The organism is Georhizobium sp. MAB10 (assembly GCF_045012825.1).
Classification (GTDB): Bacteria; Pseudomonadota; Alphaproteobacteria; order Rhizobiales; family Rhizobiaceae; genus Georhizobium; species Georhizobium profundi.
Genome location: NZ_CP118314.1, coordinates 1,121,345 through 1,136,907, shown reverse-complemented (window position 1 = coordinate 1,136,907; position 15,563 = coordinate 1,121,345). Strand labels below are relative to the sequence as shown.

The window sequence follows — 15,563 nt, the reverse complement described above, 5'->3', positions numbered from 1 at the left end:
TCCGCACTTAAAGAGACGCCGGTGTCACCGGTGCCCGGCGGCCGTAGATCGCCGAAAGCGCGCCGCGGATATCGTACCCGATACCGATGAACGCCGGCACCAGCATCAGCACGAGCACGGTCGAAATGCCGAGGCCGAACACGATCGTCACGGCCATCGGGATGAGGAACTGAGCCTGGACGCTCGTCTCGAAGATCAGCGGAAACAGGCCGCCGATCGTCGTCAGCGACGTCAGAAGCACGGCCCGGAACCGATCGCGGCTGGCGCCGATGGCCGCCTCATCGACAGCGTTGCCGGCTTTCAGCCGCTCCTCCATACGGTCTACGAGAATGATGGAGTCGTTAACCAGAATCCCGCCAAGACCGAGCAGACCGATGAGCGACATGATCGTCAACGGAAAGCCCAGCACCCAATGGCCAAAGACGGCACCGGCAAGCCCGAATGGAATGATCAGCATGACAGCGATCGGTCGCCAATAGCTGCCGAACACCCAGGCGAGGATGATGTAGATCACGGTCAGCGCCGCCATGGTGGCGATCGTCAGATCCGAGAACGCCTCTTCCTGTTCTTCCGCGCGGCCGCCGAAATTGAAATCCACACCATGTTCGGCGGCAATCAGATCAAGCCCGCCGCTGCCTCTCAGCTGCGCGAGAACCGCATCGGGCGTTGTCTGAGCTAAATCGACGTCCCCGGTCACCGACAAGGTCGATTGACCGTCCCGACGGCGGATCGAGGAGAAGCCCTGCCGCTCAGAGAGCGATACGACCTCGGTCAGTGGCACATAGCTGCCATCGGCCGTGCGCAGCTCGAAATTTCTGATCGCGCCGGAGCCCTGCTGACGCATCGTCTGGCTGATGCGTACCGTCACTTCGTCGTCACCGCGCGCGAAGCGAAACGGGATCGCGCCCTGGAATGCATTGCGGATCTGCCGGCCAACCTCGTCCGTCGTGAAGCCGAGTAGCGCGCCACGCGTCGTCAATTCCATGACAAGCTCGGGCTTGCCGTAGGGCAGATCGTCCTCGACGCCGGAAACGCCGGGGATCGTCGCGAGCAGCGCGATCACATCGTCCGATGCTGCCTTGAGAGAGCTGATGCGGTCGCCCTGCAAGCGGATTTCGACATCACGGCCGGGAGGCCCAAGGCGCGCCTGGAAGATCGAAAAGCGCCGAACGCCGGCGATGTCCGGCGCAGCTTCTTCCCACGCGGCGACGATCTCCGGCGTGCGGATGGTCCGGCTTTCAGATGTCGTCAGCTGCACATTGATCCGCGCTGTCGTATCGCCGCTGCGGCCCGATGTGCCGAGCGTCGTGAAGGTGGCGGCGATCAGCGCGCCTTCTTCGGCAAGGCCTCGTTCCGCCTCCCGCAGCGCCGCCTCTATGCGCCCGATGGCGGCAACGGCTTCCGCTTCCGGCAGGCCCGCATTGAAGACGATGCTGCCCGAAATCGTTTCGGCTTCCGGGGATTCAAAGAAGACAAAAGGCACATGCTGACCGCGCAGCAGCCCGACGCTGACGATCATCATCACGCCGACCGACAGCGCCACGGTCACGTAACGCCAATGAAACGCCGCGGAGACGACACGGTGAAACGGCCCGTCGCGGAAGGCTTCGAACCGTCGATCGAAGCCTTTGCGGAAGCGGCTCTTCTGCGAAGCGGACGAACCGGCATCGCGGCGCTGCAGATTCTGAATGGCAAATTCCAGCAAGCCCGCGATGAGCAGCGCCACGGCGCCGATGATCGCCGCCTGAAGCACCGGCGCCAGAGTGCCAAGCGCGAGCGAGGCCTGGCCGAGCAGCGAGGCGCTTTCCGCGCCCAGACCCGATTGACGCGACAGGAAAACGGCCGCCGCAAACGTCAGCATCAGCGCAATAGCGAGATGGCGCCAATAGGACCAGCCGACGCGCCGCTTGCGCCCGAGCGAATGGGCCAGGTGCCCCGGAAGCACGAAGAAGCATTCGACGAGGCTCGCCACCAGAACGGCAATGACCACGAGCGGCAAAGCGCTCATCATCTGCCCGATCGGTCCACCCAGGATCACGATCGGGGCGAATGCGGCGAGCGTCGTCGCCATGGCCGCGAGCACCGGCGTCATGACCATGCCGACGCCGTTCTCCGCTGCCGTCAGCGGGTCGTCGCCCATCTCAAGCCGCGTGTTGGTCTGTTCACCAACAACGATCGCATCATCGACAATGACGCCGAGCATCATGATCAGCGCGAAGATCGAGATCATGTTGATCGACTGCCCCGACACATACATGAGCCCGAGCGTGGCCATGACCGCGACCGGAATTCCCGCGGCGACCCAGAACGCGATGCGGAAGTCGAGGAACAGGAACAGCACCACGATGACGACGAGCAAGCCGCCGATGCCGTTCTCGATCAGGAGCCACACCCGTTCTTCGAGCGCGTCGGACGCCACGTCATAAGTCTGAATCTCGATATTTGCCGGAAGTTGCGGCGTGAGGCTTGCGAGATAGGTGTTGAGGATCGATGCGGTCTGCAGGGTATCGGCGTTGGCGGCACGCTGGATGTCCAGTTCGATCGCAGGCGTGCCGTTCGAAAAGCCGCGCTGCTCGTCGGGATCGTATCCACCCTCGATGCGCGCAACATCGCCTAGCGTCACGCGCTCGCCGGTCGGCAGGGTCTTGATCTCCATGGCGGCGAGGCGCGCTGGCGTCTCCCGCTCGGCAATCAGCCGCACCTGGCGCTCGACAGAGCCTTCAACATTGCCCGAAGGCACATCCCGGCTGTTCGCCGAAATCGCCTGCGAGACCTCCTCGATGGTCATGCCAAGCCGACGGAGCTCGCGTTCATCGATATCGATGACGATTTCGGGGCTGCGCAGCCCCGTGAATTCGATCCGGTCGATGCCGCGCGCGACCAGATCGTCGCGGATACGCTTCGCCCAATTGCGCTTCACGTCTTCCGACGCTGCTCCGGTCACAGCGAGTTTGGCGACACCTTCGAAGAACTGTGCGCGGGTGACCCGCGGCGTCTCCACGTCGGTCGGCAGGTTAGAGACGCCGCGCACGGCGCTTTCCACTTCCGCCAACGCGCGCTGCATGTCCGTGCCTTCGGCGAAGTCGAGCCGGATCGAGCCCGATCCCTCGCTCGCCGTGGACGACATGTCGTCGACGCCGTCGATATAACGCACCGCCGGCTCGACCAGCGCCAACACGTTGCGCTCGACGTCCTCGGCGCTTGCCCCTGGCCATGCGAGCGACACCGAGATGCTCGGTTGTTCGACAGGCGGGAAGAACTGGGTGTTGATCCGTGCCAGGCTGAAAAGCCCGAAGATGATCATCAGCGCCATCAGCATGTTGGCGGCGTTCGGATGCCGCACGAAGGTGCGCAGGATACCGCCGCCGGCAGCGCGTCCGGCACGCTGGCGGGCTTCCACCATCGATTGGCGAATGGGAGAGCGCGCCATCGTCAGCCTCCGAAGGCGCGCATGGCGCCTCGGCCACCGGGCCGTCTGCCGCCGCTGCGTTCACCTGCGGGCTCGACAGCCTCGGCCGCAGGATCCGTATCGCTCGCTTCGCCGGCAATGCGCACGGCCAGGCCCTCATCGGCCTCCGTGAGACGCGTCGTCAGAACGCGCTCACCCGGCTGCAGGTCGCCTCGAAGCAGAACCGTGTCGCCTTGATAAGCAAGAACCGTCACCTCGCGGCGCCGCAGCACGCCCTCTTCGATGACATAGGCATGGCCGGGATCGTAAACCGCGCTTTCAGGCAGTTCGATGGTGTCGGCATAGAGCCGATCTGGCACGGATAGTGCGACGAAGGCGCCCGGCCGCAACTGCACGGCATGATCGGCCGGAGCCAGCCGCGCGAAAACCTCGACACCGCCGCGGTCGGACGCAACCGTGGCACCCAGGCGATCGATCGTGCCTTCATACCGGTAGGTCTCCGTGCCCACGACCCACGATGCCTCGATCGCGCGCCCGATCAGCGGTTCGCCATCGGACGAGATCCGGCCGTATTGCGCATCGGTGAGCGTGAAGCGGGCCTCGAGCAGCCGGTCGTCGTAAATGGAGGCGATGATGTCGGCGCTGCCGGCAATACGCCCCGGCTCCGCGATGGCTTCGGAGATCACCCCGGCAAAAGGTGCCGTCAGCGTGGTGTTGGAAAGCGCGCGCTCGGCTTGGCGCACCAGCCATTCCTGCCGCTCGATCTCCGCCTGCTGCTGGTTGCGGCGTGCCTCTTCTACGAGAAGCGTGTTCCTGCTCTGGCTGACTGCCTGACTGCGCTGCGACACGACAAGGCGGCGTTCATCGAGCTGCTGCTGCGTGCCAGCGCCGCGATCGAAGAGAGATTGCGCGCGGAGAAGATCGCTCTCGGCGATCTCCAATTGCAGTTCCGCACTCTGCTGCTGCTCTCGCTCGGCCGTGATGCGCGCATCGATCTCGCTGAGCACCGCCTGTGCCTGCGCCAGGCTCGCGCGCGCTTCGGTCAACTGCCCTTCATAGGTGAAGGGATCGATGCGGGCGAGAAGTTCGCCCTGCTCGATGCGCTGGCCGGCTCGCAACTGCGGATTAACCTCGATGATCTCGCCCGTCACCTGGGCGCGCAGATCGACCGTGCGCTGTGCGACGACATCGCCATAGGCCAGAATGTCGGGCCGGTGATCCTCGATCACGACATTCTGCGCAGCCACCGCATAGACCGTCGGCGTGATCGGGCTCGGCACCCGTTCGGGACGCGCGGCGATCACCATCGTCATGACGACGTAGGATCCGACGAGGATCGCCAGCATCAGCACGAATTGGAGGACGAAGCGACCGGTGCGCCGCATCGTCGAGCCGGACGCACGCGTGGCATCGTTCACGCGATCGGTGGATACGGACTCGTCATGGGGAGAGATCAGCATAAGCGTGCTCCGTCAAACTCATCGTCTGGGATAGTCGCGGGCTCGGCACTTCGGCCCTTTTGTCCCGCGAGAACCGCCATCCGACCGACGTCCCCGGCGCACGGCTTTCATATGTGTTCAAGCTAGATGCCGAACGGATGAAGACAAGGCAAATTAAAGTTTTGTCATGTGATCGCGGCTCCAGGCGATGCATACCCCCGCCCAAAGCGACTTGAGCCGCATGACGCGGCTCAAGATTTCTAGTGGAGGTGGCTTTCGCTTTCCGCGCTGTTTGCGCCGAGCTCTTCGGGTTCGAAGCGGTACTCGGTCGAACAGAACTCGCAGGTGACGGCGATGACGCCATCCTCGGTGCTCTCGGCGATTTCGTCGCTGGTGAAATTGTCGAGCACCGACTTGATCTTCTCGCGCGAACACGTGCACCGGTCGAGAACGGGCGCCGGTTCGAAAACGCGCACGCCGCGTTCGTGAAAGAGCCGGAACAGCAGCCGCTCCGAGCCGACGAGCGGATCGGTCAATTCATCCGCATCGATGCTTTCCACCATGGCGACGGCTTCGACCCAGGCGTCGTCGTCCTCGACGCCCGTCGGCTCAAAATCATCCGGCGCATCGCCGCCGGGTAGATCACTCTGACGCATGCGTTCGGGCGCATCGGGCAGGAACTGGACGATGACGCCGCCGGCCCGCCATTGATGCCGCGGCCGGCCATCCTCATCGCGATCATAAAGCTGCGCCACCGAAAGCCGAACCTTCGTCGGTATCTGCTCGGACTGCCGGAAATAGGCGCCGGCGATCTCTTCCAGCGTCGCGCCATCCAGTTCGACGATGCCCTGATAGCGCTGCATGAACTCGCCCTGGTCGATCGTGAAGGCGAGGATGCCCTTGCCGAGCAGTTCATGCGGCTCGAGCCGGTTGTCGGCGACCGCTTGCGCAAGCGCCTGCTCGTTAAAGCGCGCATAGGCGCGCACGGCATCAGGCGTGGTAAAGTCTGCCACCAAAAGGTCGACCGGCCCATCGCCCTGCGTCTGCACCATGAACTTGCCATCGAATTTCAGCGACGTGCCGATCAGCACCGTCAGCGTGATCGCCTCGGCAAGCAGGCGAGCGACAGGCTCGGGGTAATCGTGGCGCGCCATGATCTTGTCGAGCATCGGGCCGAGTTGCACAGCACGGCCGCGCGCATCGAGCGCCTCCACCTGGAATGGCAGGACGTGATCGTCGCCGGCATAGTCGAACTCGCCCAGTCTGGGGCTTTGGTCATTCATCGGGTTTCTCCGGGGAAGAAGTGCCGGCAACGAGCGCACGGCTGAACTATTTGCCGGATATTTAGGTACTCAGACGCCCATGCACCAGGCGATGATGGCCTTCTGCGCGTGCAGCCGGTTTTCCGCCTCGTCGAACACCACCGATTGCACGCCGTCGATGACACCATCAGTCACTTCCTCGCCGCGATGCGCCGGCAGGCAGTGCATGAAGAGCGCATCCGGATTGGCTTCCGCCATCAGCGCCTCGTTCACCTGATAGGGCTGGAAGACGTTGTGGCCGCGCGCGCGATGTTCCTGGCCCATGGAGAACCAGGTATCGGTCACCACGCAATCGGCGCCGCGCACCGCATCCATCGGGTCGTTCGTGACATTGACGATGCCGCCATTGGCGCGCGCCCAGTCCACATAGCGCGCCTCCGGCTCGGAGCCTTCCGGCACCGCGACATTCATCGTGAAACCAAAGCGCGCCGATGCCTCGATCAGCGAATGCAGCACGTTGTTGCCATCGCCCGACCAGGCGACCGTCTTGCCCTTGATCGGCCCGCGATGCTCTTCGAAGGTCAGGATATCGGCCATGATCTGGCAGGGATGGGTGTCGTCCGTCAGCGCATTGATCACGGGCACGGTCGCGTGTTCAGCCAGTTCCAGCAGGCGGCTGTGCTCGGTCGTGCGGATCATGATGATGTCGACGTAGCGCGACAGCACCTTGGCCGTATCGGCAATCGTCTCGGCGCGCCCGAGCTGCATCTCCGTGCCGGAAAGAAACAGCGTTTCCCCACCGAGCTGGCGCATGCCGACATCGAAGGACACGCGCGTGCGCGTCGACGGCTTTTCGAAGATCATGGCAAGCACTTTGCCGGCGAGGGGCTTGTCGCCCTGACCCGACTTCAAGGCATCCTTGATCGTGCGCGCATTGTCGATCATCCCGCGAAGATCGTCTGCCGTCGTGGTCGATAGATCGATGAAATGACGTGGCGTGCCGTTGGCGCCCATGGTGATGATCCCCGTGCCCCGGCCTGCTTTCAGGCGGAAATTGCCTGTTTGGATGAAGAAAGTTCAGAAGCGACCATGTCGATGCGCGACAGCCCTTCGCGCATTTCCTCGGCCGTGATGGTCAGCGGCGGCAGAAGGCGAACGACGTTGTCGCCAGCCGGTACCGACAGCATGTGATGCGCGCGAAGGCCCGCGACCATCTCCGTGTTCGGCACGACGGTCTTCAACCCGAGCATCAGGCCGCGCCCGCGGATTTCGGCGACCACATCGGGATAGCGATCCTTGATTGCCTCGAGGCCCTGCTTTGCCACCAGCGACAGGTCGCGCACATGCTCCAAGAAGCCATCCGCCAGGATGACGTCGAGAACGGCATTGCCAACGGCCATGGCGAGCGGATTGCCGCCATAGGTCGTGCCGTGCGTGCCGGGCACCATTCCCGCGGCCGCTTCGGACGTTGCGAGACAGACGCCGAGCGGGAACCCTCCACCGATGCCTTTGGCGACCGCCATGATGTCCGGCGAAATGCCCGACCATTCATGCGCGAAGAGCTTGCCCGTGCGACCGACGCCCGACTGCACCTCGTCGAAGATCAGCAGCGTACCGGTCTCATCGCACAGAGCCCTCAGCTGGCGCAGCCGTTCGTCGGGAACCGGCCGAACACCGCCCTCGCCCTGCACGGGCTCGATCAGAATCGCGGCCGTATCCTCGGTGACAGCGGCTTCGAGTGCGGCCCAATCGTCGAACGGTACCTGGTCGAAACCCTCGACCTTGGGCCCGAAGCCTTCGAGATATTTGGGCTGGCCACCGGCAGCGATCGTCGCGAGCGTCCGCCCGTGGAATGCCCCTTCGAAGGTGACGATGCGGAACCGCTCGCCCTGCCCGCGCGCATGATGATAACGGCGTGCGGTCTTGATCGCACACTCCAGCGCTTCGGCACCGGAATTGGTGAAGAAGGCGCGATCCGCGAAGGTCGCCTCCGTCAGGCGGCGCGCAAGCCGCTCCTGCCCGGGAATCTCATAGAGATTGGACAGGTGCCACAATTTGTCGGCCTGCTCCTTGAGCGCGGCGACGAGATGCGGATGGGAATGCCCGAGCGAGTTCACGGCGATGCCAGCGGCGAAATCCAGATATCGCTTGCCATCCTCGCTCGTCAGCCAGACACCATCGCCACGCTCGAAGCGGAGCGGAGCGCGGTTGTAAGTCTCGAAAAGCGGCGACGCCGGTGCCATCTGGCGCAAACTCCCATTCAAGGCCACACCGCAAAAGGCTCGGACGGTTCGCGTCGCAAACTTCAAGGACTGCGGCCTGAAAATTGAAAAGCCGCCCTGCGGCGGCCCGACGCACTATCTTCATTTCGCCCGGCGCTGTCAAGAAAACGCCCCTTGTGCCGGCTACCACGCAATTCGCCTAAAAAGCCCCAAGTTGGGGAAAACTCAAAAAAGCGAATCGGCCGATTCCCGGGACTCTTGTCACGGAGTCTGCCGACCATTAAGTTGAAATAACAGCACTAGACTGCATGCGGCGGACCTAGTCATCACACAGTATTAAGGCGACGCGGTTCCGTTGATACTTCGGGCCAGCGCCGAGGGATTCTGCTGCGCCCTATATCGAAACTGGAGTTGCGGCCATGAATTGGACCGACGAGCGCGTCGAAAAACTTACCAAATTGTGGGCCGACGGCCTCAGCGCGAGCCAGATTGCCGCACAATTGGGTGGCGTGACACGAAATGCTGTCATCGGCAAAGTACATCGCCTGAACCTGCCGGGACGTGCAAAGTCCGGCGGCACTCCTGCGCCGCGCGCAAAACGGCCGGCACCGGCTCCGCGCCCGGCCTCCAACTTCAACGCCCGCCCTGCAGCACCGCGCGCGATTTCCCGTGGTGGCGCAGCTGCTGCGGTGCGTGAAGATGTCGCCATGGAAGCAGCGCCGCAGACACGTCCCGTCAGCGACGTCGTCGTGCCGATCGCCAAGCGCTTGGCGCTGGTCGACCTGACCGAGCGCACATGCAAGTGGCCGGTTGGCGACCCGATGCACGAAGACTTCCACTTCTGCGGCCACGATTCAGGCGAGAACACGCCCTACTGCAAATACCACGCGCGTCTCGCCTTCCAGGTCTCGGGCGAAAGGCGCCGGGCGCGCTGATCGCGCGCCGTCGTCGTCAAATTTAAGTTGAGAATGAAGAAGGCGCTCAGCCTTCCAGCGCGTAGCCGGCGCCCCGCACCGTGCGGATGACATCACGCATATTGGCGAGATTGATCGCCTTGCGCAGCCGGCCGACATGCACGTCCACCGTGCGCTCGTCGACATAGATGTCATGGCCCCACACGCCATCGAGCAGTTGCGCGCGTGAATAGACACGGCCGGGCGACGACATCAGAAATTCCAATAGCTTGAATTCTGTCGGTCCAAGCCGGATTTCGCGGCCCTTGCGGTGGACGCGGTGGGTTTCGCGATCGAGCGTGATGTCGCCGCTCTGCAGCACCGAAGAGATGACCTCGGGCTTGGCACGGCGCAGCATGGCGCGAACACGCGCCATCAGTTCAGGCGTCGAAAACGGCTTCACCACATAGTCGTCGGCACCGGTCGCGAGACCGCGAATGCGCTCGCTCTCTTCAGCACGCGCCGTCAGCATGATGATCGGCAAGCGTTCGGTTTCAGGCCGCGCGCGCAGGCGGCGGCAGAGCTCGATGCCAGAGACGCCGGGAAGCATCCAGTCTAGGATGAGCAGGTCCGGAACGCGCTCCTTCAGCTGGATCTCGGCCTCGTCGCCGCGGAGAACAGTGTCGACCTTGTAGCCTTCGGCTTCCAGATTGTAACGCAGGAGCACGCTCAGCGCTTCTTCGTCCTCGACGACCGTTATCTTTGGCAGCATCTTCCCATCGTCTCCGTCAGTGGCCGCTGGCCATCACTGTCGCAGTCTTGTCGCCGCGCGGGCGTTCGCCGAGCAGCCGGTCGCCTGTCGCCATGTAGTAGATCGTCTCGGCGATGTTGGTCGCATGATCGCCGATGCGCTCGATGTTCTTGGCGCAGAACAGGAGATGCGTGCAGGCCGAGATGTTGCGCGGATCTTCCATCATGTAGGTCAGCAACTCACGAAACAGCGACGTGTACATCGCGTCGATTTCGTCGTCGCGCTGGCGCACCTGGTTCGCCGCAACGGCCGAGCGCGTCGAATAGGCATCGAGCACTTCCTTCAGCTGCGTCAAAGCGAGTTCGGAGAGGTGCTCGAGCCCCCGCACCAGCTGCTTCGGCTGGGCCGATCCCTGTACGGCGACGACGCGCTTGGCGATGTTCTTGCCCATGTCGCCGACGCGCTCGAGGTCGGCGGCGATACGGATCGCGCCCATCACTTCGCGCAGATCGTGTGCCATGGGCTGGCGCTTGGCGATGACGACGATCGCACGCTCGTTGATGTCGCGCTCGGCGTCGTCGAGAATGATGTCCTCGGCGATGATCCTCTGGGCGCTCCCCGCATCGGAAGCCACCAGCGCGGCGACGGCGTCGCCCACCATGCGTTCCGCGATTCCGCCCATCTCCGAGACCCGGCGCATCAGATATTTCAGCTCTTCGTCGAAGGACGAGACGATATGCGGATCGCTCATTGTTCTCTCCGTGGCCACAGCCGGTTGGTCAGCCGAACCGGCCTGTGATGTAATCCTGGGTGCGCTTGTCTTCCGGGTTCGTGAAGATCTTGTCGGTCGGACCTTCCTCCACGAGATTGCCGAGATGGAAGAACGCCGTCTTCTGCGAAACGCGCGCCGCCTGCTGCATCGAGTGCGTCACGATGATGATCGTGTAGTTCTCGCGCAGTTCGTCGATCAGCTCCTCGATGATGGCCGTTGCGATCGGGTCGAGCGCCGAACACGGCTCGTCCATCAAAATGACTTCCGGACCGACCGCGATGGCGCGCGCGATGCAGAGGCGCTGCTGCTGGCCGCCCGAGAGGCCGGTGCCCGGCTCGTGAAGACGATCCTTGACCTCGTTGAAGAGCCCTGCCTTGCGCAAGCTCGACACGACGACTTCTTCCGCATCAGCCTTAGTGCGGATGAGACCGTGGATTCGCGGACCGTAGGCGACGTTTTCGAAAATCGATTTCGGAAAAGGATTGGGCTTCTGAAACACCATGCCGACGCGGGCACGCAGTTCGACGACGTCCAGCGAGGGATCGTAGATGTCCTCGCCGTCGAGTTCGATCTTGCCGCCGACACGCGCGCCTTCGATCGTGTCGTTCATGCGGTTGATGCAGCGCAGGAACGTGGACTTGCCGCAGCCCGATGGGCCGATGAAGGCCGTAACGGCGCGGTCAGGAATGTCGACCGACACGTCGAACAACGCCTGCTTGGCGCCATAGAAGACCGACACGTCGCTGGCACGCACGCGAACGCTGCGTTGGGCAAGCTCGGCTGCGCCGTGGTCCCTGGCGTGCTCTGCGTTCGGGGCGAGTTCCGCATGTGGAAAGTTCATTCCAGAGGCCATGACGGGATCCTTGGTGATGGTGCTATCTGACGTCACTTGCGTTTCTCCAGTCGCGACCGAAGGAAGATTGCGATCGCATTGAGGCTCAGCATCAGGCCGAGTAGCACGATGATGGCGGCAGAAGTACGCGCTTCGAAGAAATTACGGTTTTCGTTGCCCTGCCAGAGATAGATCTGCACCGGCAAGGCAGACGCCTGGTCCATGGGACTGCTCGGAATGTTGGCGACGAAGGCGTTCATGCCGATCAGCAGCAGAGGAGCAGTTTCCCCGAGCGCCTGAGCGACGCCGATGATGGCGGCAGTCAGAATGCCCGGATAGGTGATCGGCAGCACATGATGGAAGACCATCTGCGTGCGCGATGCGCCGAGACCAAGGGCCGCCTGGCGAAGAGAAGGCGGCACTGCGCGCAGCGATGAGCGCGTGGCAATAATGATCGTCGGCAGCGTCATCAGCGTCAGAACGAGGCCACCGACGAGCGGCGCGGAAAGCGGCAGACGGAAATAGTTGATGAAGACCGCCGCGCCCAGCAGACCGAACACGATGGAAGGCACCGCCGCCAGATTGTTGATCGTGATCTCGATCACATCGGTCAGCCGGTTCTTCGGCGCGAATTCTTCGAGATATACGGCGCTTGCGACACCGATCGGCACGGCGAGCACGATGACGATCAGCATCATATAGAGCGAGCCCATGAAGGCGCCCGCGAGACCCGCGCTGGCCGGTGCCGAGCGGGAGTCGACATTGGTGAAGAGGTGCGACGCGAAGGCGAAGCGGATCTCGCCGCGCTCCAGAAGGTCGTCAGCAAGCGCCCGCGCATCCGCCGAAAGCTGCTGGCGGGCATCCGGCAGGCTGCGGTCGATCGTGCCCTTCAGCCAGTTATCGGCGTCAGCCGAGGCCAGAAGAGAGAATTCGCGGGTCTGACCGAGCAGCGACGGGTCGTTCGTGAACGCATCACGGATGACGAAGCGCTGAGAGCTGTCGATGATGGCAGCAATGTCACGCGCGTCCCCCTCGAACTCCGGCACAATGTTGCGGATCGAAGTCTCAAGCAGACGGTTCCAGTTGAGCAGGGCTGCGTCGCGCAGCCATCCATTCAACTGCGCGCTGTAGTCAGCCGGAGACTGACCTGGGCTCTGTACTGGACGCTCACCAAGATCGATGACCTCGGGATCGAAATAGACATCGACCGTCACCTGCGCCTGCTGGAACGCCGGAAGGCCACGCTGCAGCACGTCGTAGAAAAGAATGGCGACGAAACCGAGCGCCAGGACCACGGCGGTAATGCCGAGGCCATGGAAGAGGCGCTCCTTGCGGTGCCGTGCGCCGAGGCTCTTCTTGACCCGCTGGCGCCGCTCTTCGGCGGCAGCCGCAGTGCCGGCGCTGGCTGTCGTTGTGCTGTCGAGATTAGCCATGATCAGTCATACTGCTCCCGGAAGCGGCGGACGATGTAGAGCGCACCGACGTTGAGAACCAAGGTCAGCACGAACAGCGTCAGGCCAAGCGCGAAGGCGACGAGGGATTGGGGTCCGGCGAAATCACTGTCGCCGGTGAGCTGGTTGACGATCGAAACGGTGATCGTCGATGTCGGCTCGAAGGGATTGAAGCGCAGCACTGGGCTGTTGCCGGCCGCAAGAACGACGATCATCGTCTCGCCGATCGCACGGCTGACAGCCAGAAGGATTGCGCCGACGATGCCCGGAAGAGCAGCCGGCAGGATGACCCGGCGGATCGTCTCGGACTTCGTTGCGCCAAGTCCGAGCGAGCCGTCGCGCATGGCAGTCGGCACTTGGCGGATGATGTCGTCGGACAGCGACGAGATGAACGGGATGATCATCACGCCCATCACGATGCCGGCCGTGAGAGCGCTGGTGGCGCGGATATCGACGCCGATCGCGTCACCAAAGCTTGCGAGGAAGGGTCCCACAGTCACCAGAGCGAAGAAGCCATAGACGATGGTCGGGATGCCCGCGAGCACTTCGATCAGCGGCTTGACCACGCTGCGAACACGCGGCTTGGCATATTGCGTCAGGTAAACGGCGGCCATCAGGCCGATCGGAACGGCCGTCAGAATGGCGATAATTGTGATCTGGATCGTGCCCCACAGAAGCGGGATCAGGCCATATTCCCCACCGCCACCGGCACCAGTCGTGGAAAAGCGCGGGTTCCAGACGGTCCCGAAAAAGAAGTCGAGCGGATTGACGAAAGAGAAGAAGCGCATGGCTTCGGTCAGGAGCGACGCCACGATGCCGAACGTCGTCAGAATTGCGACGACGGAGCAAGCGAGAAGGAGGAGGCGTACTGCACCCTCGACTTCGTTGCGGGCGCGAAACTGAGGCGTGATGCGCTTGCGGGCATAGAAGAGGCCAAGCGCGGCAAGCGTGGTGGCTGCCGCCACGACAATCAGGAAAGCTGTGGTCTGAAACCTTCCAACGGCCTGCGCAGCTGTCCGCTCGAACTCCTGAACCTCACCGACGACGCCGTAGCCCGTCGCAAGAGCCTCAACGCGCGCGATCGAGGCGCGCAGCGCATTGCCGCCCTCGGCAACCAGGCTTTCAGGCAGATACCAGGTGATGAAGGTGCGGATGACGTAACTGTCGAGCAGGGCCCAGGAGCCGAGTACGAGAAGCAGCGGAACGAGCGTCCAGATCGCAATCGCAGAACCATGATAGGATGGGCGCGAATGCAGACGGCGGCCTGAAGTGCCCGCCAAGGCGCGACTTCTGGAAGAACCGGTCTGGTAGGCGATGCCGAGAAAGGCAAGGATCAGCGCAGTGATGATCAGGGTGTTCATCGGCGTGCCTTGAATGACCAAATGTCAGGGAAGCAAAATGGGGCCCCGCCGCTACGGCGAGGCCCCGTCTGGTAGATTACTCGGCGCCGAGGCTTTCGACGGTCAGCGCTTCGCCGCCTTCGAAGGCTTCCAGAACGGCAGCGGTTTCTTCAGCCGGAGCCGGGATCATGCCGGCAGCTTCAAGCGCGCCGCCTGCACCGGCCATCTGGTCGGAGAGGAAGAACTGGACGTACTCTTCGATGCCCGGGATGACGCCGATGTGCTCGCCCTTGACGTAGAAGAAGAGCGGACGCGAAACCGGATAGTCGCCCGAAGCGATCGTCTCGAGCGAAGGCTCGACGCCCGATACGGTTGCAACCTTCAGCGTGTCGCGGTTCTGGTCGTAGAACGACAGGCCAAAGACGCCGACGGTTGCCGGGTTCGACTGCAGGCGAGCGAGCGTCTCGGTGTAGTCGCCGGCGATTTCAACGACGACGTCCTGGCGGAATGCGAGGCAAGCTGCTTCCATTTCCTCTTCGGACATTTCCGGCAGTTCAACAGCTTCGCAGCCCGGAAGAACGACGCGCTCTTCGAAGACTTCGCGGGTGCCGTGGTTGGAAGCCGGGATTGCAAGAGCAATCGCCTGGTCAGGCAGGGAAGCGTCGATTTCCGACCAGTTGGTGTACGGGTTGGCGACCATTTCGCCGTCCTGCGGAACCTGGGCTGCGATCGCCATGAAGACGTGCTGCGGCTCGAGAGCGAAATCGCCCTGATCAGCAGACGTTGCGAAAACGATGCCGTCGTAGCCGATCTGGATTTCGCGGATGTCTTCTACGCCAGCCGTGTTGCAGGCTTCGACTTCGCCGGCGCGGATGCGGCGCGACGAGTTTGCGATGTCGATCGTGTTTTCGCCGACGCCTTCGCAGAACTGGCGCAGACCGCCCGACGAACCGCCCGAACCGACGACCGGCGTGCCGAAATCAGGGAAAGCAGCGGAGAATTCTTCAGCAACGATCGATGCGAAAGGCAGAACGGTCGAAGAACCGGCAATCTGGATGGTGTCGCGCGACTGTGCGACGGCAAAACCGGCAAACGTCGTGGATGCCACGAGGGCAGCGACGGAAATCTTAAGAGCGTTCATGGATGTCTCCCGCTTATTAGCTCTTTGAATGGGCGCCTTAAGGGCGCCTGT

12 protein-coding genes are annotated in these 15,563 nt (G+C 63.0%); 1 reads left to right on the top strand and 11 read right to left on the bottom strand.

What is annotated here, in order from left to right:
• Positions 1-7: 7 nt before the first annotated feature.
• From PU133_RS05175 to PU133_RS05155, 5 genes are all read right to left on the bottom strand, one after another.
• Positions 8-3,430: an efflux RND transporter permease subunit gene (locus PU133_RS05175; RefSeq protein ID WP_404863776.1), complete on the bottom strand. Its 3,423-nt coding sequence runs from the start codon at positions 3,428-3,430 to the stop codon at positions 8-10.
• A gap of 2 nt (positions 3,431-3,432) precedes the next feature.
• Positions 3,433-4,869, bottom strand: a complete 1,437-nt coding sequence (locus tag PU133_RS05170) for an efflux RND transporter periplasmic adaptor subunit (protein ID WP_404863775.1) — start codon at positions 4,867-4,869, stop codon at positions 3,433-3,435.
• Between the two features lie 239 nt (positions 4,870-5,108).
• Complete coding sequence (locus PU133_RS05165) at positions 5,109-6,131, bottom strand: Hsp33 family molecular chaperone (protein ID WP_404863774.1); 1,023 nt, start codon at positions 6,129-6,131, stop codon at positions 5,109-5,111.
• A 69-nt stretch (positions 6,132-6,200) separates the two neighbouring features.
• A complete protein-coding gene (gene argF, locus PU133_RS05160) occupies positions 6,201-7,124 on the bottom strand; it encodes an ornithine carbamoyltransferase (protein ID WP_404863773.1) in 924 nt (307 codons plus the stop codon).
• Positions 7,125-7,153: 29 nt separating this feature from the next.
• On the bottom strand, positions 7,154-8,353 hold the full coding sequence (locus PU133_RS05155) for an aspartate aminotransferase family protein (protein ID WP_126008369.1): 1,200 nt from the start codon (positions 8,351-8,353) through the stop codon (positions 7,154-7,156).
• Between the two features lie 398 nt (positions 8,354-8,751).
• Here PU133_RS05155 and PU133_RS05150 point away from each other — a divergent pair, with 398 nt between their 5' ends.
• Positions 8,752-9,267, top strand: a complete 516-nt coding sequence (locus tag PU133_RS05150; RefSeq protein ID WP_404863772.1) for a GcrA family cell cycle regulator — start codon at positions 8,752-8,754, stop codon at positions 9,265-9,267.
• A 46-nt stretch (positions 9,268-9,313) separates the two neighbouring features.
• On the opposite strand, the gene phoB is transcribed toward PU133_RS05150, so the two are convergent.
• From phoB to PU133_RS05120, 6 genes are all read right to left on the bottom strand, one after another.
• Entirely contained in the window at positions 9,314-9,997 is a 684-nt protein-coding gene (phoB, locus tag PU133_RS05145; RefSeq protein WP_126008365.1) for a phosphate regulon transcriptional regulator PhoB, read from the bottom strand.
• A gap of 16 nt (positions 9,998-10,013) precedes the next feature.
• On the bottom strand, positions 10,014-10,727 hold the full coding sequence (phoU, locus tag PU133_RS05140; RefSeq protein WP_404863771.1) for a phosphate signaling complex protein PhoU: 714 nt from the start codon (positions 10,725-10,727) through the stop codon (positions 10,014-10,016).
• Positions 10,728-10,755: 28 nt separating this feature from the next.
• A complete protein-coding gene (pstB, locus tag PU133_RS05135) occupies positions 10,756-11,637 on the bottom strand; it encodes a phosphate ABC transporter ATP-binding protein PstB (protein ID WP_404863770.1) in 882 nt (293 codons plus the stop codon).
• The gene (gene pstA / locus PU133_RS05130) at positions 11,634-13,013 is read right to left on the bottom strand and encodes a phosphate ABC transporter permease PstA (protein ID WP_404863769.1); all 1,380 of its coding nucleotides are present in this window, start codon (positions 13,011-13,013) and stop codon (positions 11,634-11,636) included. Before pstA ends, pstB begins: the two co-directional genes overlap by 4 nt.
• Before the next feature lie 2 nt (positions 13,014-13,015).
• Positions 13,016-14,392 (bottom strand): phosphate ABC transporter permease subunit PstC, encoded by a 1,377-nt coding sequence (gene pstC, locus PU133_RS05125; protein WP_404863768.1) that lies wholly within the window; start codon positions 14,390-14,392, stop codon positions 13,016-13,018.
• Positions 14,393-14,468: 76 nt separating this feature from the next.
• A complete protein-coding gene (locus PU133_RS05120; protein WP_404863767.1) occupies positions 14,469-15,512 on the bottom strand; it encodes a substrate-binding domain-containing protein in 1,044 nt (347 codons plus the stop codon).
• Between the last annotated feature and the right edge of the window lie 51 nt (positions 15,513-15,563).

What these genes read in the sequence shown, in the direction of transcription:
- PU133_RS05175 (WP_404863776.1), bottom strand. Translation starts at nt 3,430, where the DNA reads ATGGCGCGCTCTCCCATTCGCCAATCGATGGTGGAAGCCCGCCAGCGT.
- PU133_RS05170 (WP_404863775.1), bottom strand. Translation starts at nt 4,869, where the DNA reads ATGCTGATCTCTCCCCATGACGAGTCCGTATCCACCGATCGCGTGAAC.
- PU133_RS05165 (WP_404863774.1), bottom strand. Translation starts at nt 6,131, where the DNA reads ATGAATGACCAAAGCCCCAGACTGGGCGAGTTCGACTATGCCGGCGAC.
- argF (WP_404863773.1), bottom strand. Translation starts at nt 7,124, where the DNA reads ATGGGCGCCAACGGCACGCCACGTCATTTCATCGATCTATCGACCACG.
- PU133_RS05155 (WP_126008369.1), bottom strand. Translation starts at nt 8,353, where the DNA reads ATGGCACCGGCGTCGCCGCTTTTCGAGACTTACAACCGCGCTCCGCTC.
- PU133_RS05150 (WP_404863772.1), top strand. Translation starts at nt 8,752, where the DNA reads ATGAATTGGACCGACGAGCGCGTCGAAAAACTTACCAAATTGTGGGCC.
- phoB (WP_126008365.1), bottom strand. Translation starts at nt 9,997, where the DNA reads ATGCTGCCAAAGATAACGGTCGTCGAGGACGAAGAAGCGCTGAGCGTG.
- phoU (WP_404863771.1), bottom strand. Translation starts at nt 10,727, where the DNA reads ATGAGCGATCCGCATATCGTCTCGTCCTTCGACGAAGAGCTGAAATAT.
- pstA (WP_404863769.1), bottom strand. Translation starts at nt 13,013, where the DNA reads ATGGCTAATCTCGACAGCACAACGACAGCCAGCGCCGGCACTGCGGCT.
- pstC (WP_404863768.1), bottom strand. Translation starts at nt 14,392, where the DNA reads ATGAACACCCTGATCATCACTGCGCTGATCCTTGCCTTTCTCGGCATC.
- PU133_RS05120 (WP_404863767.1), bottom strand. Translation starts at nt 15,512, where the DNA reads ATGAACGCTCTTAAGATTTCCGTCGCTGCCCTCGTGGCATCCACGACG.